This is a genomic window from Neptuniibacter sp. QD57_21 (assembly GCF_047778075.1).
GTDB lineage: Bacteria > Pseudomonadota > Gammaproteobacteria > Pseudomonadales > Balneatricaceae > Neptuniibacter.
Window position 1 is genome coordinate 1169255 of sequence record NZ_CP180549.1, and the last position, 25850, is coordinate 1195104.

General features: G+C 48.2%; 23 protein-coding genes. All 23 read left to right on the plus strand.

Annotated elements, in window-relative coordinates; all coding sequences use genetic code 11:
• Positions 1-2: 2 nt before the first annotated feature.
• The 23 genes from cbiM to ACMXYS_RS05165 all read left to right on the plus strand — a co-directional run bounded on the left by cbiM (position 3) and on the right by ACMXYS_RS05165 (position 25835).
• Positions 3-623, plus strand: a complete 621-nt coding sequence (gene cbiM / locus ACMXYS_RS05055; protein ID WP_415883861.1) for a cobalt transporter CbiM — start codon at positions 3-5, stop codon at positions 621-623.
• The gene (locus ACMXYS_RS05060; protein WP_415897801.1) at positions 616-1284 is read left to right on the plus strand and encodes a hypothetical protein; all 669 of its coding nucleotides are present in this window, start codon (positions 616-618) and stop codon (positions 1282-1284) included. Before cbiM ends, ACMXYS_RS05060 begins: the two co-directional genes overlap by 8 nt.
• Positions 1268-2050: a cobalt ECF transporter T component CbiQ gene (gene cbiQ / locus ACMXYS_RS05065; RefSeq protein WP_415897802.1), complete on the plus strand. Its 783-nt coding sequence runs from the start codon at positions 1268-1270 to the stop codon at positions 2048-2050. Before ACMXYS_RS05060 ends, cbiQ begins: the two co-directional genes overlap by 17 nt.
• Positions 2047-2739, plus strand: coding sequence for an energy-coupling factor ABC transporter ATP-binding protein (locus ACMXYS_RS05070; RefSeq protein WP_415897803.1), 693 nt, complete (start codon positions 2047-2049; stop codon positions 2737-2739). Before cbiQ ends, ACMXYS_RS05070 begins: the two co-directional genes overlap by 4 nt.
• Entirely contained in the window at positions 2739-4118 is a 1380-nt protein-coding gene (locus tag ACMXYS_RS05075) for an MFS transporter (RefSeq protein WP_415897804.1), read from the plus strand. The genes ACMXYS_RS05070 and ACMXYS_RS05075 overlap by 1 nt, the downstream gene beginning before the upstream one ends.
• Before the next feature lie 94 nt (positions 4119-4212).
• Entirely contained in the window at positions 4213-5880 is a 1668-nt protein-coding gene (locus tag ACMXYS_RS05080) for an ATP-binding protein (protein WP_415897805.1), read from the plus strand.
• A gap of 9 nt (positions 5881-5889) precedes the next feature.
• Positions 5890-6477, plus strand: coding sequence for a cob(I)yrinic acid a,c-diamide adenosyltransferase (gene cobO, locus ACMXYS_RS05085; protein ID WP_415883867.1), 588 nt, complete (start codon positions 5890-5892; stop codon positions 6475-6477).
• Positions 6477-7811 carry a cobyrinate a,c-diamide synthase gene (locus ACMXYS_RS05090; RefSeq protein WP_415897806.1) on the plus strand — a complete coding sequence of 445 codons (1335 nt, stop codon included), beginning with the start codon at positions 6477-6479 and terminating at the stop codon, positions 7809-7811. The genes cobO and ACMXYS_RS05090 overlap by 1 nt, the downstream gene beginning before the upstream one ends.
• A 4-nt stretch (positions 7812-7815) precedes the next feature.
• Positions 7816-8973, plus strand: a complete 1158-nt coding sequence (locus ACMXYS_RS05095; RefSeq protein ID WP_415897807.1) for a cobalt-precorrin-5B (C(1))-methyltransferase — start codon at positions 7816-7818, stop codon at positions 8971-8973.
• A complete protein-coding gene (gene cobK / locus ACMXYS_RS05100) occupies positions 8970-9740 on the plus strand; it encodes a precorrin-6A reductase (RefSeq protein ID WP_415897808.1) in 771 nt (256 codons plus the stop codon). The genes ACMXYS_RS05095 and cobK overlap by 4 nt, the downstream gene beginning before the upstream one ends.
• An 18-nt stretch (positions 9741-9758) precedes the next feature.
• Positions 9759-10400, plus strand: coding sequence for a precorrin-8X methylmutase (locus tag ACMXYS_RS05105; RefSeq protein ID WP_415897809.1), 642 nt, complete (start codon positions 9759-9761; stop codon positions 10398-10400).
• The gene (gene cbiE, locus ACMXYS_RS05110) at positions 10400-11662 is read left to right on the plus strand and encodes a precorrin-6y C5,15-methyltransferase (decarboxylating) subunit CbiE (protein ID WP_415897810.1); all 1263 of its coding nucleotides are present in this window, start codon (positions 10400-10402) and stop codon (positions 11660-11662) included. Before ACMXYS_RS05105 ends, cbiE begins: the two co-directional genes overlap by 1 nt.
• A complete protein-coding gene (gene cobI, locus ACMXYS_RS05115; RefSeq protein WP_415897811.1) occupies positions 11659-12384 on the plus strand; it encodes a precorrin-2 C(20)-methyltransferase in 726 nt (241 codons plus the stop codon). The genes cbiE and cobI overlap by 4 nt, the downstream gene beginning before the upstream one ends.
• A 109-nt stretch (positions 12385-12493) precedes the next feature.
• A complete protein-coding gene (locus ACMXYS_RS05120) occupies positions 12494-13252 on the plus strand; it encodes a cobalt-precorrin 5A hydrolase (protein WP_415897812.1) in 759 nt (252 codons plus the stop codon).
• A gap of 18 nt (positions 13253-13270) precedes the next feature.
• Positions 13271-14047, plus strand: a complete 777-nt coding sequence (gene cobJ, locus ACMXYS_RS05125; RefSeq protein WP_415883875.1) for a precorrin-3B C(17)-methyltransferase — start codon at positions 13271-13273, stop codon at positions 14045-14047.
• Between the two features lie 133 nt (positions 14048-14180).
• Complete coding sequence (gene cobM, locus ACMXYS_RS05130) at positions 14181-14972, plus strand: precorrin-4 C(11)-methyltransferase (RefSeq protein ID WP_415897813.1); 792 nt, start codon at positions 14181-14183, stop codon at positions 14970-14972.
• Positions 14973-14977: 5 nt separating this feature from the next.
• Complete coding sequence (gene cobW / locus ACMXYS_RS05135) at positions 14978-16057, plus strand: cobalamin biosynthesis protein CobW (protein ID WP_415897814.1); 1080 nt, start codon at positions 14978-14980, stop codon at positions 16055-16057.
• A 31-nt stretch (positions 16058-16088) separates the two neighbouring features.
• Positions 16089-19961 carry a cobaltochelatase subunit CobN gene (gene cobN / locus ACMXYS_RS05140; protein WP_415897815.1) on the plus strand — a complete coding sequence of 1291 codons (3873 nt, stop codon included), beginning with the start codon at positions 16089-16091 and terminating at the stop codon, positions 19959-19961.
• A 67-nt stretch (positions 19962-20028) separates the two neighbouring features.
• On the plus strand, positions 20029-21546 hold the full coding sequence (locus ACMXYS_RS05145) for a cobyric acid synthase (RefSeq protein WP_415897816.1): 1518 nt from the start codon (positions 20029-20031) through the stop codon (positions 21544-21546).
• Positions 21543-22502, plus strand: coding sequence for an adenosylcobinamide-phosphate synthase CbiB (gene cbiB, locus ACMXYS_RS05150; protein WP_415897817.1), 960 nt, complete (start codon positions 21543-21545; stop codon positions 22500-22502). The genes ACMXYS_RS05145 and cbiB overlap by 4 nt, the downstream gene beginning before the upstream one ends.
• Positions 22499-23617 carry a threonine-phosphate decarboxylase gene (locus ACMXYS_RS05155; RefSeq protein WP_415897818.1) on the plus strand — a complete coding sequence of 373 codons (1119 nt, stop codon included), beginning with the start codon at positions 22499-22501 and terminating at the stop codon, positions 23615-23617. The genes cbiB and ACMXYS_RS05155 overlap by 4 nt, the downstream gene beginning before the upstream one ends.
• 58 nt (positions 23618-23675) lie before the next feature.
• The gene (locus tag ACMXYS_RS05160) at positions 23676-24851 is read left to right on the plus strand and encodes a sirohydrochlorin chelatase (protein WP_415897819.1); all 1176 of its coding nucleotides are present in this window, start codon (positions 23676-23678) and stop codon (positions 24849-24851) included.
• A gap of 354 nt (positions 24852-25205) precedes the next feature.
• Entirely contained in the window at positions 25206-25835 is a 630-nt protein-coding gene (locus tag ACMXYS_RS05165) for a hypothetical protein (RefSeq protein WP_415897820.1), read from the plus strand.
• Positions 25836-25850 lie beyond the last annotated feature (15 nt).

Here is a 25850-nt window from a genome sequence, read left to right on the forward strand (position 1 = left end):
AGATGCACATTGTAGATGGCGCTTTGTCGGGTTCGGTATTAGCAACGGGTGCTGCTTTGACAGTCGCAGGAGTCGCTTTGGGCTTGAAGAAGATGGATTATGATCATCTTCCTCAAGTAGGCGTACTTTCAGCCGCCTTTTTTATCGCTTCTTATATCCACCTGCCTATTGGTTTCTCCAGTGTGCATTTGATCTTAAATGGATTGATCGGCTTAGCGCTAGGCTGGGCCGCTTTCCCTGCGCTTTTAGTTGCCCTGTTTCTACAGGCTGTATTCTTTGGCTTTGGCGGATTCCTTGTCTTAGGGGTGAACGCGGTCAATATCGCGTTACCTGCGGTGTTGGTGTATTACCTCTGCCGGCATGGAATTGGTTCGCAGTCACCTAAAGTGGCAGCAACGTGGGGTGCTATCGGTGGCGCAGGCTCGATTGTGATAACTACTATCATGGTGGCATTTTCGTTAATGCTTTCGGGCGAGGCTTTCTTGCTCGCAGCTAAAGCGACCTTTGTTGCCCATATTCCGGTCATGATAGTAGAAGGCTTTGTCACTGCGGCAGCTGTGTTACTGATTCGTAAGGTAAAGCCTGAATTCTTTGGTCTCGATGAGGAACGCGCTTATGGCTGATGTATTTTTAGGAGCTTGCCCCGCGAGCGAATCTAGGATGTCTGCCGATTCTCTTTCGGTCAGAAGGCTGACCTCCTACATCTTTCTTCTGCTGATTTTGATACCGGGCTTAGCGCATGCCCATAATGTTGTCGGTGGTGTTTATGCTATTGGCAATACCATTGAAGGCGAAGTCGGTTTTTCTAATGGTGATATGGCCCAAGAGGGTACGGAAATTGTCGTATCTGATGCGGCCGGTAATGAACTCGGTAAGACCGTAACTGATGCTGATGGCTTGTTTGTATTTAGAGCTCAGCAGCGAATTGATCATCATTTCTTTGCCAATCTGAGTGCAGGTCATGTACTTGAAATCTCTCTGCCGGCTGATGAGCTGCCAGATAGCTTACCCGGCGGTAATGTCGTAATGAGCGTTTCGGGCAATAGTGGTGAAACTCCACAGTTCAATGGTGATCAAGCAGCACTGCAGGCGATGATCGAAAAAGCGGTAGCTAAACAGGTTAAACCATTGCGTCAGGAATTGGCTGCCTATAAAGAGAAAGCGGGTCTTCAAGATGTGATGGGTGGTATCGGTTATATCTTTGGGCTTTGTGGTTTAGGTATCTGGTGGCGCCAACGTCAGAAAGAGAAGCAGCAGGAAAAGGAACATGCCTCAGTTTCTTGAGCACAGCGGCACCTCATGGAAGGGGCAGAAGGTTAAGCACGATCAATCGATAATTGATCGTCTTGACCCGCGCATGCGCGTTATCTTAGTGACACTGTTTGCATTTGCGACAGTGCTTTCTCACAACTTCTTTGTTTTAACTACAGCCGTTATCGCTGGTTTTATGTTGGCGGTGCTCGCTCAGTTAAATGTTAAACGTACCCTTCGACGTGTGATCGCGATGGATATGTTTATGATCTTTTTGATCATCCTGCTGCCATTCACCACTCCCGGAGAAACCTGGTTTACCTTGTTTGGTTTATCGGCGAGTAAAGAGGGTTTTTTTCATGCCCTCATGATTCTATTGAAGGCCCATGCTGTGGTATTAGCGCTGCTTGCTTTAGTGGGAACTATCAGTGCTACCACACTAGGACATGCATTAGCGCACCTTAGAGTCCCCGATAAACTTGTACACCTTATGTTGTTCACGGTGCGCTATCTTGAAGTGATCGGGCAGGAGTACAAAAGGATGCGTAGAGCCATGCAGGCACGTGCCTTTGTGCTTCGTACCGATATGCATACTTGGCGTTCGATTGGTTACCTAATTGGCATGTTATTAGTGCATTCTTTAGAGCGCTCTGAGCGAATTATGGATGCGATGAAGTGCCGTGGTTACAAAGGCCAGTTTTACCTGTTTGATGATATGCGCTTGGGCAGTGAAGATTACCGCTTCTTAGCGGTGTTTGTACCTTTTCTTTGCATTTTGACCGGATTGAATTTCTTATGAGTGAGCAAAACGCACTAATTAAAGTAACCGGTTTAAGTTATCGCTATCCACGTCGTGGAGTGGTGTTAGATAACGTCGATTTTGCCCTTCATGCAGGGGAACGAGTGGCTTTAACCGGTCCTAACGGTGCAGGCAAAACCACCTTGCTGCATCTACTTGTAGGCTTAAAGAAAGCTAAAGCCGGAGAGATCTGGGCGTTTGGCGAAACCCGTATCGAAGAAAAGCAATTCATCGATGTACGTGCGCGCGCAGGCTTCTTGTTTCAAGATCCTGATGACCAATTGTTCTGCCCAACGGTTCTGGAAGATGTCGCTTTCGGTCCGCTAAACCTTGGCAAAAGCCGTGAAGAAGCACTAAAAATAGCCAGCGATACGTTGGAGTCTTTAGGTATGGAAGGCTTCGAAGAGCGTATCACTCACCAGCTGTCAGGCGGTGAAAAACGCATGATTACTCTGGCTTCGGTATTAGCGATGGAGCCAGAAGTGCTGTTGCTGGATGAACCGAGTAATGCTTTAGATACCGATGCACGCCAGAGGCTGATCGATACGCTACTAGGGTTACCACAAGCGATGATCATCATCTCCCATGATTCAGATTTTATTGCCCAACTAGCAACGCGTGAAGTGCGATTAAAAGATGCGAAACTGAACGCTGTAACTGCTGCTGAGCCGCAGTTGGAAAGCGCTTAATGGAAATTTTTCAGCCCCTTAGTAACCCTGCGTTTCGTTGGCTTTTTTTTGGCCAATTAGTTTCGCTCGTAGGTACAGGGCTGACTACGGTTGCTTTGGCACTGTTGGCGTTCGATCTAAACCCTAGTGATGCTGGCTGGGTCTTAGGTGTAGCCCTAGCAATCAAAATGGTCGCTTATCTTTGTGTGGCGCCAATTGTGGGTGGTTATGCCAGTCAGTTATCACGCAAGAGATGGTTGGCTGGGCTGAATATTGGCCGAGCAGCGTTGGTGGCGTTAATGCCGTTCTGTCAGGAAGCGTGGCAGCTGTTTTTGTTGATGTTTCTGCTTAATGCGATGGCCGCAGGTTACACCCCGGTCTATCAGGCGTTATTGCCCGATGTATTGCCCGATGAAAAAGAATATACCCGAGCGCTATCTTTATCGCGCTTAGCGATGGAGATGGAGAGCTTGTTGAGCCCAGCATTAGCGGCTTTCTTATTAGTATTTACTAGCTATGCCTTGTTGTTCGAGTTGAACGCAGTTGGTTTTGTTATCGCAGCGTTGTTTCTTCTACTAGCGGTTGTTCCAGCAAATACAGTAAGTGATCGCAGCGGTGGAGTTTGGAAAAAGGTTAGCTTTGGGGTGCGTAGTTATCTGAAAACGCCGCGCTTGCAGGCGGTGTTGTTGCTCAATCTAGCGCTTTCTGCAGCAGGTGCGATGATCATCGTAAACACAGTTGTTTATGTACGTGCAGTGTTGGGTTTATCCGAAGAACAGGTGCCTTTGCTGATGCTTTCAGCAGGCGTAGGCTCAATGATAGCCGCGTTTAGATTGCCTAAACTGCTTGAGAGTGTTCATGATCGCCCTGTGATGTTTATAGGTGCAGGGTTGTTGGTTGTTGCTCTGTTAGCAGGACTAAGTGGTCCAGGGTATTGGGGATTATTTCCTATCTGGTTTGTGATTGGTATTGGTACAAGTTTGATCCTTATTCCTACAGGGCGAGTAGTCAGAAACTCCTGCCAAGAGAGTGATCGTAATGATTACTTCTCAGCGAATTTCGCCCTGACTCACGGCATGTGGTTGTTAGGTTATCTGCTTGCTGGATGGCTCGGTAGCCGGTTGGGTATGGACGGTGCTTTCCTTGGTTTAGCTTCGCTGGCCGCAGTGGCGTTGATTGCAGCGATGATCGTGTGGAAGAAAGATGATCAGCATGATCTGTGGCATGAGCATCCAGAGATGGACCATCTTCACCCCCATGTACATGATGAGCATCATCAGCACGAACATGAAGGATGGGAGGGGCCTGAGCCACATGTGCATCCCCATTATCATCCGAAGCAGAAGCATAAACACAAGTTCGTCATAGATGAACATCATGCCCACTGGCCTAAGCAATAATCAGATGTGAGTGGCTAGCAGCTAGATTGTAGCAGCTAGATTGTAGTTGCTAGAGTGTAGTTGCTAGATTTAGAGACATTTAATAGGTAGCAGAATGAGTAAGCCTCATTTTCCATTTACAGCAGTATGCGGGCAGGCGCAGTTTAAGCTTGCTTTGATACTTACAGCGATCAACCCAGCGATTGGCGGGGTGGTGATTAGTGGGCCTCGCGGTAGTGCTAAATCTACATTGGCGCGTGGTATGGCAGATCTTCTGCCTGATCACCTTCAAGCGGAAGGCGATGAATTAGTCGCGGCTGAGTTCGTGACGCTGCCGTTAGGTGCTAGCGAAGAAATGCTGTTGGGTTCGCTGGATCTAGAGCAGGTGTTGAACGATAAAAAGATGCAGTTCAGCCCTGGTCTATTGAGTAAAGCCCACGGTGGAGTGCTCTATGTCGATGAAGTAAATCTGCTACCTGATAACCTCGTTGATCTATTATTGGATGTCTCTACCTCTGGGGTTAACCGCGTAGAGCGTGATGGTATAAGCCATAGCCACCGCTCAGAGTTTCTATTGGTTGGCACAATGAACCCAGATGAGGGGGAGTTGCGCCCACAGTTACACGATCGCTTTGGTTTCTCGGTAAATCTAAGTAACCAGTATGCGCCGCTTGAACGGGTAGAGATTGTAAAACGCAGAGAACAATTCGATCGCAATCCTGAAGCCTTTATTGCTGAATATTCATATCAGCAAGCTGAACTAGTTGATCAGATTTTGGCGGCTCGAGAAAAGCTACAAACAGTCACTTGTTCTGATGAGCTGCGTTTAGATATTGCTGAGCGATGTGCTCAAGCGCAGGTTGATGGCCTTCGTGCTGATATTGTTTGGTACCGAGCGGCGTTAACCCATGCGGCGCTGAATCAGCAAGCGGAAGTAACAAAACAGAATATCGATGCAGTTGAAGAGTTAGTTTTAGCGCATCGCCGTAAATTTACGCCTGAACAAAATCCTCCGCAGCAACCGCCAACCCCGCCAAAGCAAGATCAACAAGGCTTTAAACGCCCTGACGATAGTCATCGACAACCGTCCGGTGAAGGTGAGTGGGGTGCTATGCAGCCGCAACAACAGAAGACGGCTGAGAGTACTGCACTCGATCTTCCTGATCTGATGATACAGAATCGCGAAAAGCAGGGCATTAAGCAAACATCAGAACTGAGCAGTCGTCCTGACTGGTTTAAGACATTAATGAGCAGCCTACCTAACTGGCCACCGAAGGCGCTGCAGTTTAAGAAGCAGGGCAAAAGCTCAGATCGCTTACATCTGGTCTTGTTAGATACTTCAGCTTCTACGCTACAAGCGCAGGGGTTTGCTTATGCAAAAGCTGCTGTGCTGCAGATCTCCGAGCAGGCGTATCTGAATCGTGAGCAGATCGCTCTGTTTGGATTTGGCAATACCGAGGTGAAAAACCTGCTGTCTAGAATTAGAGCACCGAAAGAGCTGCGTAGTTGGTTAGATCAGCTCGGTGCCGGTGGTGGTACACCTATGCGCGAAGCCTTTGTTGAAGCGCGAACTTACCTACAGCAGCTGCGTAAACAACATCCCGAGCTGGATGTCGCTATCTACGTATTAAGCGATGGTCGCAGCAGTAGTTCTTTAAATGGCATTGATTTAGGTGGCGATTTAATCTGGATCGATACCGAACTCAGCCAAGTGAAACGCGGCAAAGGCCGTCGTTTCGCCAATGAATTAAATGCAACTTACCTATCTTTATCTGGAGCATAAGAACCCGATATGAAAACGCATCAGGAACGCATGGCGAAAAAGAAAGAGGTGATCGATAAGCGTATCGCTCAAGCCACTGAAGAGCGCGGTGTACTTATCCTGCTAAAAGGTAACGGTAAAGGTAAGAGTAGCTCTGCGTTTGGCACTATGGCACGTTGTGTCGGCCATGGTAAAAAAGCGGCGGTTATCCAGTTTGTAAAAGGCCGTACTGAGACCGGTGAATATAAACTGTTCCGTGATCATGAGCTGATCGACTGGAATGTTATGGGCCATGGTTTTACCTGGGAAACGCAGGATAAAACTCAGGATATAGAAGCGGCGAAGAAAGCTTGGGCCCTAGCCGAGCAATACCTGAAAGATGATAGCTACGAGATGCTGGTATTTGATGAACTGAGTTATATGTTCAAATACAAATATCTGCCGCTAGAGCCGGTTATCGAAGCTTTACAGAATCGTCCGAAGAATCAGAACGTCATGATTACCGGTCGTGTTATGCCAGAAGGTTTAGAAGAGATCGCTGATACGATCAGCAGTATTCGCGATGAACGCCATGCATTCCGTCTTGGAGTCAAAGCGCAGGCTGGGATCGAATTCTAATGGCTGAACAGCAATCTGTACTTTGCCCCGCGCTGTTTCTAACAGCACCGAGTTCGGGTGAAGGTAAAACCACCATCACAGCAGCACTGGCACGTTATTTCCGTGATCAGGGCAAAGTGGTTCGTGTATTCAAAACCGGCCCTGATTATCTCGATCCACAGATCTTAGCTCAGGCGAGTGGTCAGGATGTCGAGCAGCTAGATCTATGGATGGCTGGCGAAAACTATTGCCAGCAAAAGCTCTATGAAGCAGCAAAAACAGCCGATCTGATTTTGGTTGAAGGCGCTATGGGCATGTTTGACGGCGAACCTTCCAGTGCAGACTTAGCTGCGCGTTTTAATATCCCTGTTGCTATCGTGATGAATGTAAAAGGGATGGCACAGACTGCTGCAGCGATTGCGATGGGCTTAGCTAACTATCGTTCTGATATTTCGGTTGCCGGTTTAATCGCTAATAACTGTGGTACTGAGCGCCATGCTCAACTGATTCGTGATGCACTGCCTGAATCTTTACCTCTGTTAGCTACATTGGCGCGTGACCCTGAGGTTGCCTTACCTGAACGTCATTTAGGCTTAGTGCAGGCCGCAGAAGTTTATGACGAGTTAGAGCAGCGTTTTGGTTTAGGTGCCGAGTGGATCAAAGGCCCGTTAGAGACAGTCAATCAGATTACTAACCTGCCTGAGCCGGTAGAGTTTTTTAGTGCAGAGTTGCCTGAGGTCGAACCGCTGCTAGAAGGTAAGCGTATAGCGATCGCTAAGGATGAAGCGTTTAGTTTTATCTACGATGCCAATCTACGTTTACTAGAGCAGATGGGAGCAGAGCTTAAGTTCTTCTCACCACTACATGATTCGCAACTACCCGAAGCCGATAGCTTATGGTTACCGGGTGGTTATCCAGAACTTCATGCACAGGCGCTATCGGACAACCAAACCATGCAAGCGCAGATCCGCGAGTTCCACTCAGCGGGTAAGCCGATTTTGGCTGAATGTGGCGGCTTCCTCTATTGCCTTGAAGATCTCACCGATCTAGAAGATAACTGCCGTCCAATGGCTGGAATAATGAAAGGCCATGGTGCTATGCGTGGTAAACGCGGTTGCCAAGGTATGCAAACGGCGATGCTACCGGAAGGTGAAGTTCAGGCGCATGCTCATCACCGTTCGCGTAGTTCTGATACACCGGAACCGGTAGGTCATGGCCGTCGCCAACGTCATCCCGCGCCCGGCGAAGCGATCTACCGAGAGAAAGGATTAACGGCGAGTTATCTACACCTGTTTTTTGCGTCGAACCCAGAAGCGATCGCTGCAATTTTTAGCGGTAATTTAGAGGAAATATAAGAACGTGTGGCCTGAGAGTAGCGAAAATCAACAGCCTGAGTTGCGCAGCGGTTTAACCACCGGTTGCTGTGCGACTGCGTGTTGTGTGGCTGCATCTCAAGCATTGTTAGCAGGCAAACAGCCAGAAAACGTTGAGGTCTTGTTGCCGCGTGGGCAGTTGGTAGAGTTGGAGATCATCGCTTATCAACCGCTAGATGATGAGCAGGGTATTCGCACCGCAACCATTAAAGATGCCGGTGATGATCCTGATGTCACCCATGGCGCGACGGTCTTTGTTGAGCTTCGATTGACCAAAGAGCCGGGTGTGGTATTTAAACCCGCAGAAGGCGTGGGCACAGTGACGCGCGAAGGTTTAGTGCTCGATGTGGGTGAGCCAGCGATCAACCCGGTACCACGGAAGATGATGACCGAGCATCTACAAAAAGCTGCTGATGTTTATGGCTACGAAGGCGGTTTTGAGGTTGCTGTAGGTGTGGAAAAGGGCGAACAGATTGCGCTTAAGACCATGAATCCACGCCTTGGAATTATCGGTGGTTTATCGATTTTAGGGACAACTGGCATTGTTCGGCCATACTCTTGTGCCGCGTATATCGCATCGATTCGCCAAGGGGTGGATGTTGCCAAAGCCAACGGAACTAAACACTTGGCAGCAACGACCGGCAGTACCAGTGAAGCTGCTATTAAAGCGCACTACAACTTGGATGATATGGCCCTGATTGAGATGGGCGACTTTGTTGGCGCTTTACTTAAGCATCTACGTAAAGAGCCTGTAGAGAAGCTCAGTATTTGTGGCGGCTTTGGCAAGATGACCAAACTGGCGAACGGTCAGATGGATCTGAATAGCCGCAGCTCCAGCATCGATTTTCAACATATGTCGATGTTGGCTGAGAAGCTGGGTGCTAATGCACCGTTGTTGGAGAAGATCCACAACGCAAATACCAGTATGGAAGTACTGAAACTGTGTCAGGAAGCCGAGATCGATCTGGCACAAGCGGTTTGTACACAGGCGTTGCTGGTTGCAGAAGAGGTTGTGCATAAAACTCAACCTCAAGTAGAGATCGAAGTGTGGGCCACGGATCGAAAAGGCAACTTTGTCGGGCATGCTCAAGGTAAAGCTTCTAACCGAGATACATCTGGTAGCCTGAATGGAGAACAGCAGTGAATATCCTGATTCTAGGGGGCACCTCAGATGCGCGCAAAGTAGTTAAAGGCCTAGATCAGCAGGGACTATTAGGTGATAACCGCGTGATTTATAGCGTAGCCGGCTTAGTGAGAATTCCGCAGCTACCTTGCGAAGTGATCTCGGGTGGTTTTAGCCAATATAGTGGATTGGAGACTTATCTAAAAGAGGAGCAGATCGATCTTCTTCTAGATGTGACCCATCCTTTTGCTGAAACGATGAGCACTACTGCGGTACGTGCAGCTAAAGAATTGGGTATCTCTTGCTGGCGTTTCCACCGTGAAACTTGGCAAGCACAGCAGGGTGATAAGTGGCATAGTTTTGCGGATATGCAATCACTGGTTGCGGCAGCAGAAAACTATAAGTCGGTGCTTTTAACGGCAGGACAGTTATCCCAAGCAGTGATCGATCAGTTTGGCGTTTATTCACAACGTAATGGTCAGACTCAGGTGTTCCGTACAGCTGCTCCTGCACAAGCTGAATTACCGCAAAACATGCAATGGTTAAAAGCGATTGGGCCGTTTAATCATCAGGATGAAAAGGCGCTGTTAGCGCATCATCAGATTGATCTGCTGATCAGTAAAAACAGTGGTGGTGCTGCAACAGAAGCCAAGTTGAGTGCAGCCAGAGAGTTGGGCGTAGAAGTGTTTATGTTAGAGCGCCCAGAGCTACCAGAAGCGGATCGGATATTCCGAGAGATAGACGGCTGTGTAGAAGCCGTCAGAACACTAGTTAACGAGTCTAGATGATAGAAGGTAAGAAACAGCGTGGCGTTTGAGTACGAAATTAATCCACAGGCGATAGAGAAAGATAGCTTTCGACAGATTCGCGAGCTAACTGAGCTAAGCCATTTCGACCGTGAGCAGCAACAAGTTGTGATGCGTATTGTGCACAGCTTAGGTATGCCGGAGTTAGCGGAACAGGTGCGCTTCAGTCAAAACGCTTGTGAAGCAGGTATGGCTGCGCTGTCCCAGGAGTGCGAAATTCTCTGTGATGTGGAGATGGTACGTCAGGGAATCACTAAACGTATGATCGAGCGTTTACCTAGCTGTTATCTGAATGACCCACGTACTACAGAACTGGCAAAACAAACGGGTGAGACCCGTTCTATGGCTGCGGTAGAGCTATGGCGTGATTCTTTGGCCGGTAGTGTCGTGGTGATCGGTAATGCGCCTACTGCATTGTTTCGTTTGTTAGAAATGATCGAACAGGGTGTAGATAAACCGGCGTTGATTATCGGTATGCCGGTGGGTTTTGTCGGTGCTGCTGAGTCCAAACAAGCATTGTGGGATGTTCACGAACAACTAGGTATTGAGTGTATAACGCTGTTGGGGCGTCAGGGCGGTAGTGCTGTATCAGCCGCGAGCTGTAATGCCCTGCTGCGCTGTAATCGTGGGGAGTATTACTGATGATCCACGTAGTTGGTTTAGGTGTTTCTCATCTGGCTGAGCTGTCTTCGGATGCACAGCAGGCTTTAGCGCAAGTTGATCTGGTGATCGGTTCTGAGCGTCAGTTGGCGACCATCAAAGCGCTGATGCCATCAGATAAGGCTACCACGGAACTGCCAAAACTAGCTGAACTTAAAAAACTGGTTGAGGGCGTTATTGCTGTAGAAAAATCAGTGATGATTCTAGCCTCCGGTGATCCACTGTTTTATGGGATCGGTCGCTGGTTTAGCCGCTATTTTTCCCAGTCAGATTTGAGATTTTATCCAGCGGTTTCGAGCTTACAGATGGCCTGCCACCGTTTGGGTCTGGCTCTGCAGGATCTAGAAGTATTAAGCCTGCATGGTCGTCCGGTCGAGAAGCTGAAAACACGTTTACGCCAGAACCAGCCGTTGCTGATCCTGACAGACAGTAAAAGTTATCCTCAGGTGCTTGCTCAACATTGTATTGAGTCAGGTTTTCCACAAGCACAGCTGACCGTATTGGAAACCTTAGGTTATCCAGACGAGCAGATTCGCCGTTTCTCTGCATCGGAGTTACTGGAAGCAGATCATGAGTTTGATCCACTGCATCTGACCCTTATCGAACCGGGTTCAAACCAAGGTTACCTACCTGAGTTTCCGGGTATTCCTGATCAGCACTTTATTACTGATGCGGACAAACCGGGTAAAGGGATGATTAGTAAACGTGAGGTCAGACTTACGATTCTCTCGTTGATGCAGTTAAGCCGTGATGATCAGGTTTGGGATATAGGTGCGGGTTGTGGTGGCGTAGCCGTTGAGCTTGCTTATTGGCAACCGCTAGCGACAGTGCATGCAATAGAGCATCATCCAGATCGCTTAAGCTGCTTAGAAGCGAACCGCCAGCGCTTTGGTGTGGTCAGCAACCTTAAAATTGTTGAAGGGCGCGCGCCTGAAGCATTAGAAGGACTAACCTCGCCAAACAAAGTGTTTATTGGTGGTAGTGATGGCGAACTGCCACAGTTGCTAGCCCAAGTATGGGCTCTATTGCCTACCGGTGGTGTGCTGGTAGTCAGTGCGGTCACTGAAAATACCAAACAGCGACTGATGCAGTTCTGGCAAGAGCGCTCTTTCGCCGAAGATAGCCAATTGGAAACGACCCAAGTGGCTGTTAGTCGTGGTGAAACCTTAGCAGGGCAGTTGATGTATCGACCGAATTTACCGGTTAATTTGTTTAAGTTTGTTAAAACCGGAGATGTTGTATGAATCTGGTGAAAGGCCGATTTATCGGTGTTGGCGTTGGCCCAGGTGATCCTGAGTTATTAACAGTGAAAGCATGGCGTTTGATCCAGAGCGCTGATGTGATCAGCTATCTAGTGAATGACAAAGGCGAATCGCAAGCGAAGAACATCGCATCCGATGCCATCTATTCAGCGACAACAGCGCAATCGGGTATCCCTATCTATATGCCGATGTCGACGGATCGCAATAAAGCGAATGAGGCTTATGATCAAGGTGCGGCGGCCATTGCTGAACAGCTAGAGCAGGGCTTAGATGTGATCTTCCTCTGTGAAGGTGATCCACTGTTCTTTGGCTCATTCAGTTATCTATTGGAACGACTACAAGATCGCTTTACCTGCGAAGTTGTACCGGGCATTACCTCGGTGAATGCCGCCGCAGCCACTCTGGTTCATCCTCTGACCATGCTGAAAGAGATGTTTTGCGTAGTGAGTGGTCGCCATACTGATGAACAGATTCTTGCCGCGCTTAAACAAAATGATTCGTTGGTGATTATGAAAGCGGGTCAGGCTCGCCCTCGTTTACTTAAATTGCTGACCGAGAGCGGACGAACAGAAGATGCCCAGTATTTGGAATATATCGGCCGTGATAATCAACGGATTGTGAACGATATTAGTGAGCTGGAAGCAGAAGCGGGCCCTTATTTTTCGTTGTTTGTGATTACCCGTAGTCAGAGGAATAGCCGATGAATTATCTAGCCGATACGGCATCGCCCACAGGGTGGGCTCCTACAAGTTCATTGGATGCTAATGTAGGAGGCCAGCCCCTGGCCGAGACTTGGCTAGTCGGTTTTTCGTTATGACAAAGATTATTGCGTTGACTGAAGCGGGCAAAAGCCTCGCTGAGCGTCTCAGGTCCTTGATTGAAGCGGAAGTGGCGTATAAACCGCAACCTTTTGCGGAGCAAGTTCAGGGCTTCTTTAAAAATGGCGATCGACTGATCTTTATCTGTGCCACTGGCATTGTTATGCGCAGTTTAGCGCCGGTGCTACAGGATAAATATCAAGACCCGCCAGTGCTTGTGATTGATGAGCAGGGGCAGTTTGTGATTCCGTTGTTATCAGGTCACGAAGGTGGCGCCAATAACTGGGCTTTAGAAATCTCGAAGTTGTTAAATGCCCAGCCGGTGATTACCACTGCTAACGGCTACCTCAATCCAGTTTATAGCGTTGGCATGGGCTGTGAACGAGGCTGCCCTGTGGATGAATTAGAACGGTTGCTGATGGAATGTCTGCAACAGTCGAGCCTGAGCTTAGATCAGGTCAGTTCTATCAGCAGCATTGATATCAAAGCAGATGAGGTTGGCTTATTTGAGTTGGCTAAAAAGCTCGATAAGCCTTATCAGACTTGGGATAAAAACCAGCTATCAGAGATGGAACCGCTGCTGAGCACTCGATCCGAGTATGTGTTCAACACTGTAGGTGTTTATGGCGTAGCAGAATCAGCAGCCCTATTGAGTGCCAAGCGGCAAACTGGGCAACAACCTGAGCTGGTCTTGAATAAACAGAAAACGAAGAAAGCTACCTGTGCAATTGCCAGAAGCTATTCAGGCAAATAGCCGAAGAAAGAGAATTTAATGTCAAAACTATTTGTAGTGGGCACAGGCCCGGGTGATGCGCAGCTTGTAGCGCCAAAAGCTTTGGAAGCGATCAAAGCAAGTTCCGATCTAGTGGCGTACGGTCTTTATCTAGATCTGTTGGGTGATGTTTGTGATAACAAACAGCACCATGATCTGCCTTTAGGCGAAGAGATCGGTCGCGCGCGTTTAGCTTTAGATCTGGCGGCAAGCGGTAAAACAACCGCACTGATCTCCAGTGGCGATATCGGTATCTATGCCATGGCGACATTGGTATTTGAGCTGCTGGATCAACAGCTACAGGGCAAAGAAGATCATCCTGAATGGCTAGATGTGGATATCGAAGTGATCCCAGGTATCTCGGCAATGCAGGCGGGTGCCAGCCGTGTTGGCGCAATGTTGGGTCATGACTTCTGTACGGTCTCACTTTCTGATCTGTTAACTCCTTGGGAAACGATCGAGAAACGTATCCACAGTGCAGGTAGCGGTGACTTTGTAATCTCTTTCTACAACCCCGTATCCAAAAAGCGCGATTGGCAGCTGAATCATGCCCGTGACATCTTGTTGCAATATCGACCTGCGGAAACGCCAGTGTTACTGGGTCGTCAGTTAACTCGTGAAGATGAGTCGATCCGCATTATTACCCTAGGTGAGCTGGATGCTAAAGATGTGGATATGTTCACTCTGGTGAGTGTAGGTAATAGCGAATCTCGCCATATCGTCAATGGCAGTAAAGAGTGGGTGTATACGCCGCGCGGATATAGCAAAAAATTATAAATTGGTCTGGAAGTATTTGTTGCTTGTGGGAGCGGCTTCCAGCCGCGAAAAGAATCGGCGCAAGCGCCCAAGGGCATAGAAAATGCGCCTCCCACAGTAAAAATTATGCATTTGACCATTATTGGATTTAATTATGACAGTCTACTTTATCGGCGCAGGTCCGGGTGATCCTGAGCTAATGACCCTCAAAGGTCATCGTGTACTACAAGAGTGCCCAGTGGTGCTTTATGCCGGTTCCTTAGTTCCGCGCGAAGTAGTGGAAGGGGTTGAAGGCAAGGCGGAAAAAATTATCGATACCGCTAAGATCGATCTGGATCAGATTACCGCTCACATTATTCAAGCGCACAAAGAGGGTAAGGACGTTGCTCGCTTGCAAAGTGGTGATCCTGCCCTTTATGGCGCTATCGGAGAACAGATCCGCCGTCTAGAAGCCGAAGGGATCGATTACGATGTGATCCCGGGTGTAAGTGCGGTGGCAGCTTCGGCGGCTTATCTGAAGAAAGAGTTAACACTCTCCGGCGTATCTCAAACAATCATCATGACCCGTTACGAAGGTAAAACGCCGTTCCCTGAGCGTGAGCGCCTGCCGCAACTAGCTAAAAGTGGCGCTACTTTAGCGATTCACTTAGGCATTACGCGTATCCATAAAATAGTTGAAGAGCTGATTCCACACTATGGCGAAGATTGCCCGGTAGCAGTGTGCTATCGAACTTCTTGGCCTGATCAGGATAAAGTGACCGGAACTTTGGGTGATATTGTCGCTAAAGTCCGCGAAAAGGGCTTTACCCGCACGTCTTTGATTCTGGTCGGCCATGTATTGGATACCGATGAATTTGCCGATTCTTATCTGTACGACAAGGATCAGGCCCACGTATTCCGCAAGAAAGAACACAAAGCAAAACTTGTTAAAGAGACAACAGAGTAATAGTTATGCAACTGAATAAGATTCCAACCACGGTAGTAACAGGTTTTTTGGGTAGCGGTAAAACAACACTGCTATCTAGCGTTTTGAAGCAAGCGGCAGGCAAGCGTATTGCCGTGATTGTAAATGAGTTTGGTGAACTGGATATCGACTCTGACTTGCTACGTAGCTGTCCTCTTGATTGTGAAGATGAGTCTGCAGCAGAAGGTGGTGCACAGGGCGAACAAGGTTTCTACGAGTTAGCGAACGGCTGTATCTGCTGCACAGTAGAAGAAGAGTTCCTACCGGTTATGCAGCAGTTGGTTGAGCGTCGTGAAGATATCGATCATATCCTGATTGAGACTAGTGGTCTTGCGCTACCTAAACCACTAGTTCAGGCATTCAACTGGCCGGGTATTAAAGAGTACTGCACCGTTGATGCGGTCATCACTGTAATTGACGGTCCTGCGGTTGCAGCGGGTCGTTTCGCTAACGACGAAGCTAAAGTTCAAGAGCAGCGTTTAGCGGATGAGAGCCTAGATCATGATCCAAGCTTGAAAGAACTACTGGAAGATCAGCTAAGTGCTGCGGATCTGGTTGTAGTGAGCAAAAACGATCTACTCGCAGAAGAGCAGCGCACTCAGGTTGAAGCGGTTGTAAATGCCAAAGTGCCTGCTGAAGTTAAGACCTCTTACATCAGCAACGGTGAAGCGGATCTTGAGATGCTGATGGGTCTAGACTGTGCTACAGAAGAGCGTATCGAAGCGGTACACAACCACCACGATCATCACCACGATCACGGCCATGATCACGACCACGCCCACGATCACTTTGACTCTTTCGTAATCTCTATCGGCGAAGTCGATAGCGACAAGCTGCAAGCTATTCTTAAAGGTCTGCTAAGCGACTTTAATATCTACCGCGCTAAAGGTTTTGCCGCACTTCCGGGTAAGCCGATGCGTCAGGTAATGCAGGCGGTAGGTAAGCGTTTGGATGTGTATTTCGATCGTCCTTGGGGCAACGATGGGCCGAAAACTCAGTTGGTATTTATCGGCAAAGGCATCGACGAAGTAACCATCAAAGCCGCGCTTGAAGAAGCCCTAGTTTAATTCTAGCTTCTAGCAACTAACGACTGACTTTATGCACCTATTAGCAGCGCAACCGGGTGGGTTTGTCGATGATGAAGGCATCATCGACTTAAACCAGACACCGGCCGATATGATCATTCTCTCTGCAGCCGACAGCTCGCTTGCCGCGCTGTCCGATGCTGCGCGCTTTTTTTCCGATGAGCAGATTGAAGGTAAAGGGGAAGAGGAAGGTGGAGAGCAACCATCGGTCCGTCTGGCTAACTGGATGCAGCTGCTAAAACCTGCTGCTTATGATCTGTATGAGCATAAAGTGCTGGAGCAATCCAAAGTGGTTGTTCTGTCACTCTTAGGTGGTGCGAGTTACTGGCAATATGGCTTCGAACGCCTGCAAGCATGGGCGCAAGCGGATAGTAGTCGTACGCTTATCATTGTGCCGGGGGATGATACTCCCGATCCAGAACTGTTCTCTGCTAGTTCGGTCAGCGATAGCGAAGCGATGCGGATATGGCGCTACCTGCGTGAAGGCGGTGTGGATAACAGTTTGCAACTGCTGAACTGCTTAACAGATCAATATTTGCAGCAAGAGCGTCTATGGCATGAGCCAAGACTGCTACCTAAATGCATGATCTATCTGCCCCAAGGTAGTGATGGACAAAAAAGCACTGTTCAGGCGGCAACTTTCCCAGAATGGCAACAACGCCAATGCGATACCAATAAGCCGGTAGCGCTATTGTTGTTCTACCGTAGCCATCTGCAAAGTGGTAATACCCACATGTTTGATCAACTGATCGAACAGCTAGAAAGCAACGGTTTAGCGCCTTTACCGATCGCGATTGCTTCGCTTAAAGATGCGGAATCGCTGGCGCTCGTGAATGCGCTTCTCGAACAAAGCGGTGCCAAGCTGATTATCAACAGCACGGGGTTTGCCTCCAATACAGTGGCGAGTCCTGATCTGTGTTCGCAACCGAGTGAGTTCTACTCGCCATTTGTACGTAAAGTACCTGTACTGCAGTTAGTGCTATCTAGTAGTACCGAAGAGGACTGGCTAACGCATTCACAAGGTTTACGTAGCCGTGATATCGCCATGCAGGTGGTTCTGCCAGAGATGGATGGCAGGGTGCATACTCGTGCGTTGAGCTTTAAAACCGAAGATCACTTTGATGAGCGCAGCCAAGTTTCAGTGGTGCGTTATCAACTCCATCAAGAGCGCGCAGGCTTTGTGGCGAAGTTCGCGCTTAGGTTTGCTCAGCTAGCAAACAAGCCCAATCCAGAAAAACGCATCGCGCTCATTTTGGCGAACTACCCAACCAAAGATGGCCGTATCGGCAATGGTGTAGGTTTAGATACTCCGGCATCCGCGGTGAATATTCTAAGAGCGTTGGAAGCATCAGGTTATCCACTGCAGGATATTCCTGAAAATGGCGATGCCCTGATTCAGGAACTGCTAGGTGCAGTAACGAACAACCCGAATACCCTACACAACCTGCCTTGCTGGCAGAGTATGTCGCTGGAGGCTTATCAGCGCTGTTTTGCTCAACTTCCGCAAGTTTGCCAACAAGCAGTTATCGATCAGTGGGGTAAACCACAGCAGGATATTAAATACCGTGATGACCGTTTGATGCTTTCCGGTATTCGCTTAGGTGAAACCTTTATCGGTATCCAGCCAGCCCGTGGTTTCAATATCGATCTGGTGGCTAACTACCACGATCCTGATCTGATCCCTCCGCATAACTATCTAGCATTCTATTTCTGGTTACGTGAATGCTATCAAGTGGATGCGGTAGTGCATGTAGGTAAGCACGGTAACTTAGAGTGGTTGCCGGGTAAGGGCAGTGCGCTATCAGAAGAGTGCTGGCCGGATATCGCTTTAGGGCCAATGCCGCACTTCTACCCATTTATCGTCAATGATCCCGGTGAAGGTGCACAGGCTAAACGTCGTACTCAGGCGGTGATTATTGATCATCTTATGCCGCCAATGACGCGTGCCGAAACCTACGGTGAAATGGCCGTACTGGAAGGGCTGGTGGATGAGTATTACCAAGCGATGGGGATGGATGATAAGCGTCAGCAATGGCTGCGTGATGAGATCCTGAAGCAAGTTAAGAATACTCACCTGTTAGAAGAGCTAGGCCAAACTTCTGATGATGAAGATGCCGTTCTAAACGAACTGGATGCTTACCTCTGCGATATCAAAGAGGCGCAGATTCGTCATGGTCTGCATCGTTTGGGCGAACTGCCTGAAAGCGAAAAATTAGCAGACACTTTAGTGGCCTTGTTACGACTGCCACGGGGCGATGATCCCGATAGTCAGGGCATCCTGCACAACTTAGTGCAGGATCTGAATCTACAAGTAGATAACGATTTATTCGACCCGCTAGAAGCAGGCAGCAAAAACTGGTTAGGTAAAAAGCCAGCGCCACTCGCTGAACTTACCGAAGATGATTGGCGCAGTGAGGCGGATACCCGTGAGCGTTTGGAGCTATTCGCGGCTCAGTTAGTGACTGATTATGTTTTGGAAGATAACTCGCTAGAAACCTTAAGCGATCTACCAAGAACCGCAAAACAACTGGCTTATGCCCGTGCCACTATCCACAAGGCCTTATTGCAAAGTGCTGAGCTTGAGATCGAATCTCTTATCGCGGGCTTGGGTGGTGAGTTTGTAAATCCGGGCCCAAGTGGCGCGCCAACTCGTGGTCGTTTAGATACCCTGCCCACAGGTCGAAATTTCTACTCGGTGGATAACCGTTCTATCCCATCGCCCGCAGCATGGGCGATTGGCGAACGTTCTGCACAAGCGCTGATCGAGCGTCATCTACAGGAACATGGTGATTATCCTCGTACGCTGGGCCTATCGGTCTGGGGTACAGCGACTATGCGTACCGGCGGTGATGATATTGCGCAGGCTTTTGCTTTAATGGGTGTTCGACCTATCTGGGCTCCGGGCTCTAATCGTGTCGTAGATTTTGAAGTACTTAGTTCGCAGCTATTAGGTCGACCACGTGTCGATGTCACCCTACGCGTATCGGGTTTTTTCCGTGATGCTTTCCCTAACGTGATGAAGCTTTATGATTCTGCTGTGCAAGCCATAGCCGCGTTGGAAGAACCGGGTGATAGCAACACCATCGCCCAGAATATTCACAAGCGTGAGCAAGAGTTGTTAGAGCAAGGTATGTCATCTGAAGACGCGCAACGTCAGGCGAGCTACCGTGTTTTCGGCAGTAAACCGGGTGCATATGGAGCTGGCTTACAGGGCTTGATCGATGAGCGCTGTTGGGAACAAAAAAGCGATCTGGCAGAGGCCTACCTAAACTGGGGTGGTTACGCGTACGGTAATCAAAAAGGTGATGGCGTGGCTGCACCGCAGGCGTTTCAGCATCAGCTGTCGCAACTGGAAGCGGTGGTACAGAACCAAGATAATCGCGAACACGATCTGCTAGATTCCGATGATTACTACCAGTTCCAAGGTGGCATGAGCAACGCGGTGGAAGTCTATCGTGGCGAAGCACCACAGGTGTATCACAGCGATCACTCTAATCCGCAAAAGCCAAAGATTCGCACCCTTAAAGAAGAACTGAACCGTGTAATCCGTTCTCGCTTGCTGAACCCTAAATGGATCAATGCCATGCAGGAACACGGTTATAAAGGCGCGTTCGAAATGACCGCCAGCGTCGATTATCTGTTTGCTTACGACGCCACCACTAACCTGATCGCCGACTACCAGTATGAAAAAGTCAGTGATGCACTGGTGTTTGATCAACAGAATCGCGAGTTCCTAGAGCAACATAACCCCCATGCCCTAGAAGAGATGGCAGAACGGTTACTCGAAGCGACTCAGCGTGGCTTATGGCAAGAGCCGGGGGAATATTCTGAGAAGCTACAAGATTTATTGCTTGAATTAGATGAACAACAAGAAAGTGCCATGTAGGAGGCCAGCCCTCTGGCCGAAAAGTATCGCTCACAGGGTGAGCTCCTACAGGAACAAAGAGAATTAAATGAGCACCTTTAAAAATCCGCACACGTTGATGGTTCAAGGCACCACGTCTGACGCCGGCAAAAGCATCGTCGTTACCGCGTTATGCCGTATTCTTGCTCGCCATAAAGTCTCTGTCGCGCCATTCAAACCACAGAATATGGCGCTGAACAGCGCGGTAACTGCCGAGGGTGGTGAGATCGGCCGTGCTCAGGCGGTACAGGCTGAAGCCTGCTATCTACCAGCCTCTGTAGAGATGAATCCTGTACTGTTAAAACCGAACAGTGATATTGGTGCGCAGGTGATTCTTAACGGTAAAGCCATCGGCAATATGAAGGCGACCGAGTACCACGAGTTTAAGCCTAAGCTACTAACCGAAGTGGTGAAAAGCCACACCCAGTTACAGCAGAAATACAGCGCTGTGATTGTCGAAGGGGCAGGTAGCCCTGCTGAGATCAATCTGCGTGAGCACGATATCGCTAATATGGGGTTTGCCGAGGCAGTGGATTGTCCGGTGATTATTGTTGCAGATATCGATCGTGGTGGTGTGTTTGCTCATCTGTTGGGTACTTATGAGCTGCTCTCCGATTCTGAAAAAGCCCGCGTTAAAGGTTTTGTAATTAACCGTTTCCGTGGTGATGTTAGCCTGCTGCAATCGGGGTTGGATTGGTTGGAAGCACAAACTGGCGTACCAGTTTTGTGTGTCATTCCGTACGTAATTAATCTGCATATCGAAGCGGAAGACGCGGTTAATCAGCAGCAAAAGAGCAACGGTGAGCAGCAACTTAAAGTGGTTGTACCGATCTATCCTCGCGCCAGTAACCATACCGACTTTGATGTACTGCGAATGCATCCGCAGGTGGATTGCGAGTTTATCCGTGATCCACAACAGTTTACCGGAGCAGACCTTATCGTTCTTCCGGGCAGTAAGAATGTCCGTGGCGACCTTAACTGGTTAAAAGAGAACGGCTGGGACAAAGTGATTCAGCGCCACCTGCGTTTTGGCGGCAAGCTGATCGGTATTTGTGGTGGCTATCAAATGCTAGGGGAGTGGATTCACGACCCAGAGCAGATAGAGTCCACAGCCGGTTCTAGTGAAGCGTTGGGTATTCTACCGATGGAAACCACGCTAACTGGCAATAAAATGCTGCGTAATGTTAAGGGCGTGCTTTGTGGCACTGATACCCCAGTGACAGGTTATGAGATCCATGCCGGTATCAGTAGCGGTGCAGCGCTCGATAACCCGTTATTTGAGTTGGATGTTGATGGGGTTATCCACACCGATGGTGTTCGTGATCCAAGTGATCAGGTGCTTGGTACGTATCTACACGGTGTATTTGATCAACCCGAACTACTGCAAGCGTGGCTAGATTGGGCTGGTTTGGATCAGCAGAATAGCTTTGATTACCCAGCGTTCCGTGAAGCGCAGATCAACCGTCTGGCGGATGAAGTCGAAGCGGTTATGCCATTAGAAAAGATACTCGGCCTGCTTGAGTTAGCAGCAGACGGCTTAGATGTAAAGGCTGGGGAACCTGCATGAGCATTGCACTGAGTTTACTGATCGCGCTGCTATTAGATTACTTCCTCAAAGAGCCTAAGCGATTCCATCCGCTGGTGGGCTTTGGCAATTTAGCCATAGCGATAGAGAAGAGATTAAATCAGGGGACTGCGGCCACAAACAGACAGAAGCGTTCAGGTATTATTGCGTGGTTATTGGCTGTTATACCCATATCTTGTATCGCGCTAATTATTGATTTGTTGTTGTCAGGTTCGGCGGTTTTTTCTGCGGTAGTCGGTGGAGTAGTGCTGTACTTAGCGATCGGCTGGCAGAGTTTATTGAGTCATGCTTTAGCCATTGCGAAACCGTTGAAGCAAGGTGATTTGGATAGCGCTCGCACCGCTGTGGGCATGATTGTTAGCCGCGATACCTCAGAATTAGATGAAAAAGCCGTGGCCTCTGCAGCAACCGAATCGGTATTAGAAAACGGTGCCGATGCGATATTTGCCGCTATCTTCTGGTTCTGCCTGTTGGGTATTCCTGGCGTAGTACTGTATCGCTTGAGTAATACATTGGATGCCATGTGGGGTTACAAAAACGAACGCTTCCTCCATTTTGGTTGGTGTGCAGCGCGTATCGATGATCTGCTGAACTTTATCCCAGCACGTCTAACCGCCCTAAGTTATGCACTGGTGGGTGAAACCAAAATCGCACTGGATAGCTGGAAGCAGCAAGCGCCGACATGGAAGAGCCCAAATGCTGGCCCTGTGATGGCTGCAGGTGCTGGGGCGATTAATGTCTCGCTAGGTGGTGCAGCTATTTATCACGGTGAAGTTCAGCAGCGTCCACCACTCGGTCCTGTAGAAGGTGATCAACCTTCGGCAAAGAGTATTGAAGATGCCTGTGGTTTGGTAAACCGCGTACTTATGCTTTGGGGTATTGGACTTTATGTAACACTGGCATTAGCGGTGGCGATTACTTCAGGGGTGAGCTCTTGAGTGATTTGATTCACGGTGGCGATCTTATCTCGGCATCCGCGCAATACGGTATTCCGGTCGAGGAGTGGTTGGATCTATCCACAGGGATCAACCCAGTACCTTACCCTGTACCTCAGATAAGCGAACATTGCTTTCAGCAGTTGCCTTATCAATCAGCTGAATTTAAAGCGGCGGTTAGAAGCTACTATGGCGCTGAGGGCGTGGCGGCTAATGGCACCCAACAGATCATTGAGTTGTTGCCAGCAGTGCTACCGTCAGTGTCGCAAGAGTTACCGATCCTGCTACCCGATTGTGGTTACCAAGAACATCGCTACAGCTGGCAACAGCATGGCCGTGCAATTAATTATTATCCTGCAACTGATCAGAAAGCAGCTGAGCAACGTATTGAAGAGCAGCTAAATTCAGGTTCTGCAATGCACCTGTTACTGATCAATCCGAATAATCCAACAGGGCTTAAATTTACCCCGGAGCAGACCTATCGCTGGGCGGAGCAGATGCAGCAGGGCGCTTATCTTATTGTGGATGAAGCCTTTATTGATCTAAGCCCTGAACAGAGTGCTTTAAGTGATTATGATCGGTTTAAGCAGCTAGGTAATATCCTAGTGCTGAGGTCATTCGGTAAGTTCTTTGGCTTAGCCGGTATTCGTTTGGGTTTTGCCTTTGCTAACCCCCAGATACTGCAACAGTTACAAACTGAACTTGGCCCTTGGGCGGTAAATGGCCCAGCACAAGCTGTGGCCATCGCAGCGCTAAACGATGCCAAATGGCAGGCCGAGGCTAGGCAGAAGATTTGCCAAAATGCGCAAGCAACGCGAGAGCTTTGGCAGCCCTTATTTCGAAAATTAGATGCAGAACTTTTATCGTGCGATGGCCTGTTTTTAACCGCTAAATTGGACGCTGAAAAAGCCAAGCAGATTTACAAATTTTTAGCCGAGCAGGGCATACTGATCCGCCTTGTTCTGGATGAAGAATTCAACTGTGATTTATCAGTTGATAAAGCACAGAGTGATAGCAAAAACTGTTTGCTGCGCAGTGGGTTAGTCGATACCCAAAATGCAGACCAGTGCGAGAAATTAAAACGGGTTATAAGTGAGTTATTACTTACACTGGAATGATCTATAAACGGGCGCATTTTTGATTAAAAAGTCCGTACAATAACAATGTGTTTTACGAATGATTGGAGAAAGCCCTGTGCCTAAAAAAGGTATTATGGTGTGTGGTCACGGTAGCCGTGACAAAGATGCAGAAAGAGAGTTTGGCCGTGTTGCGGAAGGGTTAAAAAAACGCTTCCCTGATATGCCGGTAGAGTATGGTTTCTTAGAGTTTTCTGCACCGAATATTCATATGGGGCTTAATTCCCTGTTAGAGCAAGGTGTAGAAGATATCTACGCCGTGCCGGGTATGCTATTTGCGGCAACTCACGCTAAAAACGATATCCCTTCTGTACTGACAACTTACGCTGACAAGAACGAAGGCGTAAATGTTCACTACGGTAAAGAGCTAGGCCTTCACCCAGCGATGATCGAAGCCTTTCAGGCGCGTATCTATGAATCCCTAGGTTTAGATCCAGAAAACCCACCAGAGAATCTTTACGACACTATGCTGGTGGTTGTTGGTCGTGGTACTTCGGATACCGAAGCCAATGCCGAAGCGGCAAAACTAACCCGTATCGTCAACGAGAACATGGGTTTTGGTTGGGCTGATACAGTCTACTCTGGCGTAACTTACCCATCGGTTGGTGTAGGTCTTGAGCGTCTAATGAAGCTAGGCTTCAAGAAGATCGTGGTGGCACCTTACTTCCTATTCACAGGTCGTTTGATCAAACGTATCTTCGGCTATGTGGATAAAGTGGCAGAAGAAAACCAAGCGATTGAATTTATCAAAACGCCTTACCTAAATGATCACGACAAAGTGATCGACGCGTTTGAGATCCGTGTGCGTGAAATTCTGGATGATCTTCCACAAGGTGATGAAACCCTGATGGAATCCTTCCAGCGTCGTCTGGCTGCAGGTGAAGTAGATGTTCACCACCACCATGCTGAATTCAACCCAGATGCTGAGCATGGCCACAGTCATGATCATAGCCACGATCATTCGCACGGTCATCATCATGATCACTCGCACGGGCACTCTCATGGGCATTCACATAGCCATGAACACGGCCATTCTCACGAGCATGGTCATTCGCATGGTGTGTACAAGCATATCGGCCACCCACTAGGCCCACGCACTATGATCGGCGAAGGCATTTGCTGCTGCTTTATGTCTCAGTTCCCGGAAGAGATTCTGGAAGAGGAGAAAGCGAAGGTAGGGCTTTGTAAAGCTGAGGATGCTTTGGCGCATAAATAGGACGCTGCTTCGCAGCTAGAGAACGCTTCGCTATTAGGACGCGGCTCTGCCGCTAGAGGACGCGACTGCGTCGCTAGAGAAAAAGATTTTAAAACCGGCTTTTTGCCGGTTTTTTTGTGGGTGAGTTTTTTAAACGTCTTACATGCGAAGGTTGGTATCAACTAAAGGATAAGGATTTAGGTCAAAGGATAATGAGATAGTGGTGAAACTGTAGTTTTTTGTACTGGGAATGAGTGGAGGGGGTGGAGATACTGGATTAAGAAAAATTTAGATAAATCAGATAGATGGAAGTTTAGCGTGGGTAGATATACATTCCTCCCGTATATATAAATGTTATAAATACTCGGAATGAAAATGAGAAGCCTCTGTTTAGATATCGTAAATTATAAATACGAATTAGATATTAAATTAAAAGAAAAAGACCCAAACGCATCAATCAATCCTATTGAATATGGTGAGGCTGTTATGCCATTCTGGCATAGTGAAATCTGTCACAGGCAGCAAGCAGTTAAAGTAAATTGTTTTGAAGTTGTGGGTGGTAACTTTAATGATCACTCAGGACAAAACCAGTCAATAGAACAGTGCAATATACTAAATAATTCAGCTTCTAAAAGTATTGGGCAACCAAGCTACCATAAAGTTGGACAGTTCCCTTTATATATGGCTGGTGAAGGAAAAAACAGAGTTTCTTTGTTTCGAAAATATTCTGTAGATATTGTGGCCGATATCAAACACAGAAAATACCCCGATGCGGATTCTCTTTTGATACATAAGGCCTTATTGAGGGATTTATATTACGTTTCTTGTAGTGATAAACGTTTTTTTGAGTCAGAGCATATTAAAAAATTGGCTTTTCCTGAGCTTACAATCCCACTCTTAGAAAAATATGGAGTTAAACGTGGGTGCGTGCTTATAAGGCCTTTCGCCTTATCAATAAAAAAGAAGACATTAGCAAAGCTATGTAATGGGCTGCTTATAAAGTGAATATTTATAACAAGT

Excerpts from the sequence above, each read along its gene's own strand:
- ACMXYS_RS05120 (WP_415897812.1), top strand. The coding sequence starts at position 12,494 with ATGACAAAGATTATTGCGTTGACTGAAGCGGGCAAAAGCCTCGCTGAG.
- ACMXYS_RS05070 (WP_415897803.1), top strand. The coding sequence starts at position 2,047 with ATGAGTGAGCAAAACGCACTAATTAAAGTAACCGGTTTAAGTTATCGC.
- ACMXYS_RS05165 (WP_415897820.1), top strand. The coding sequence starts at position 25,206 with ATGAGAAGCCTCTGTTTAGATATCGTAAATTATAAATACGAATTAGAT.
- ACMXYS_RS05075 (WP_415897804.1), top strand. The coding sequence starts at position 2,739 with ATGGAAATTTTTCAGCCCCTTAGTAACCCTGCGTTTCGTTGGCTTTTT.
- ACMXYS_RS05160 (WP_415897819.1), top strand. The coding sequence starts at position 23,676 with ATGATTGGAGAAAGCCCTGTGCCTAAAAAAGGTATTATGGTGTGTGGT.
- cobJ (WP_415883875.1), top strand. The coding sequence starts at position 13,271 with ATGTCAAAACTATTTGTAGTGGGCACAGGCCCGGGTGATGCGCAGCTT.
- cobO (WP_415883867.1), top strand. The coding sequence starts at position 5,890 with ATGAAAACGCATCAGGAACGCATGGCGAAAAAGAAAGAGGTGATCGAT.
- cobI (WP_415897811.1), top strand. The coding sequence starts at position 11,659 with ATGAATCTGGTGAAAGGCCGATTTATCGGTGTTGGCGTTGGCCCAGGT.
- ACMXYS_RS05080 (WP_415897805.1), top strand. The coding sequence starts at position 4,213 with ATGAGTAAGCCTCATTTTCCATTTACAGCAGTATGCGGGCAGGCGCAG.
- cbiQ (WP_415897802.1), top strand. The coding sequence starts at position 1,268 with ATGCCTCAGTTTCTTGAGCACAGCGGCACCTCATGGAAGGGGCAGAAG.
- cobN (WP_415897815.1), top strand. The coding sequence starts at position 16,089 with ATGCACCTATTAGCAGCGCAACCGGGTGGGTTTGTCGATGATGAAGGC.
- cobM (WP_415897813.1), top strand. The coding sequence starts at position 14,181 with ATGACAGTCTACTTTATCGGCGCAGGTCCGGGTGATCCTGAGCTAATG.
- ACMXYS_RS05060 (WP_415897801.1), top strand. The coding sequence starts at position 616 with ATGGCTGATGTATTTTTAGGAGCTTGCCCCGCGAGCGAATCTAGGATG.
- cobW (WP_415897814.1), top strand. The coding sequence starts at position 14,978 with ATGCAACTGAATAAGATTCCAACCACGGTAGTAACAGGTTTTTTGGGT.
- cbiE (WP_415897810.1), top strand. The coding sequence starts at position 10,400 with ATGATCCACGTAGTTGGTTTAGGTGTTTCTCATCTGGCTGAGCTGTCT.
- cbiB (WP_415897817.1), top strand. The coding sequence starts at position 21,543 with ATGAGCATTGCACTGAGTTTACTGATCGCGCTGCTATTAGATTACTTC.
- ACMXYS_RS05090 (WP_415897806.1), top strand. The coding sequence starts at position 6,477 with ATGGCTGAACAGCAATCTGTACTTTGCCCCGCGCTGTTTCTAACAGCA.
- ACMXYS_RS05145 (WP_415897816.1), top strand. The coding sequence starts at position 20,029 with ATGAGCACCTTTAAAAATCCGCACACGTTGATGGTTCAAGGCACCACG.
- cbiM (WP_415883861.1), top strand. The coding sequence starts at position 3 with ATGCACATTGTAGATGGCGCTTTGTCGGGTTCGGTATTAGCAACGGGT.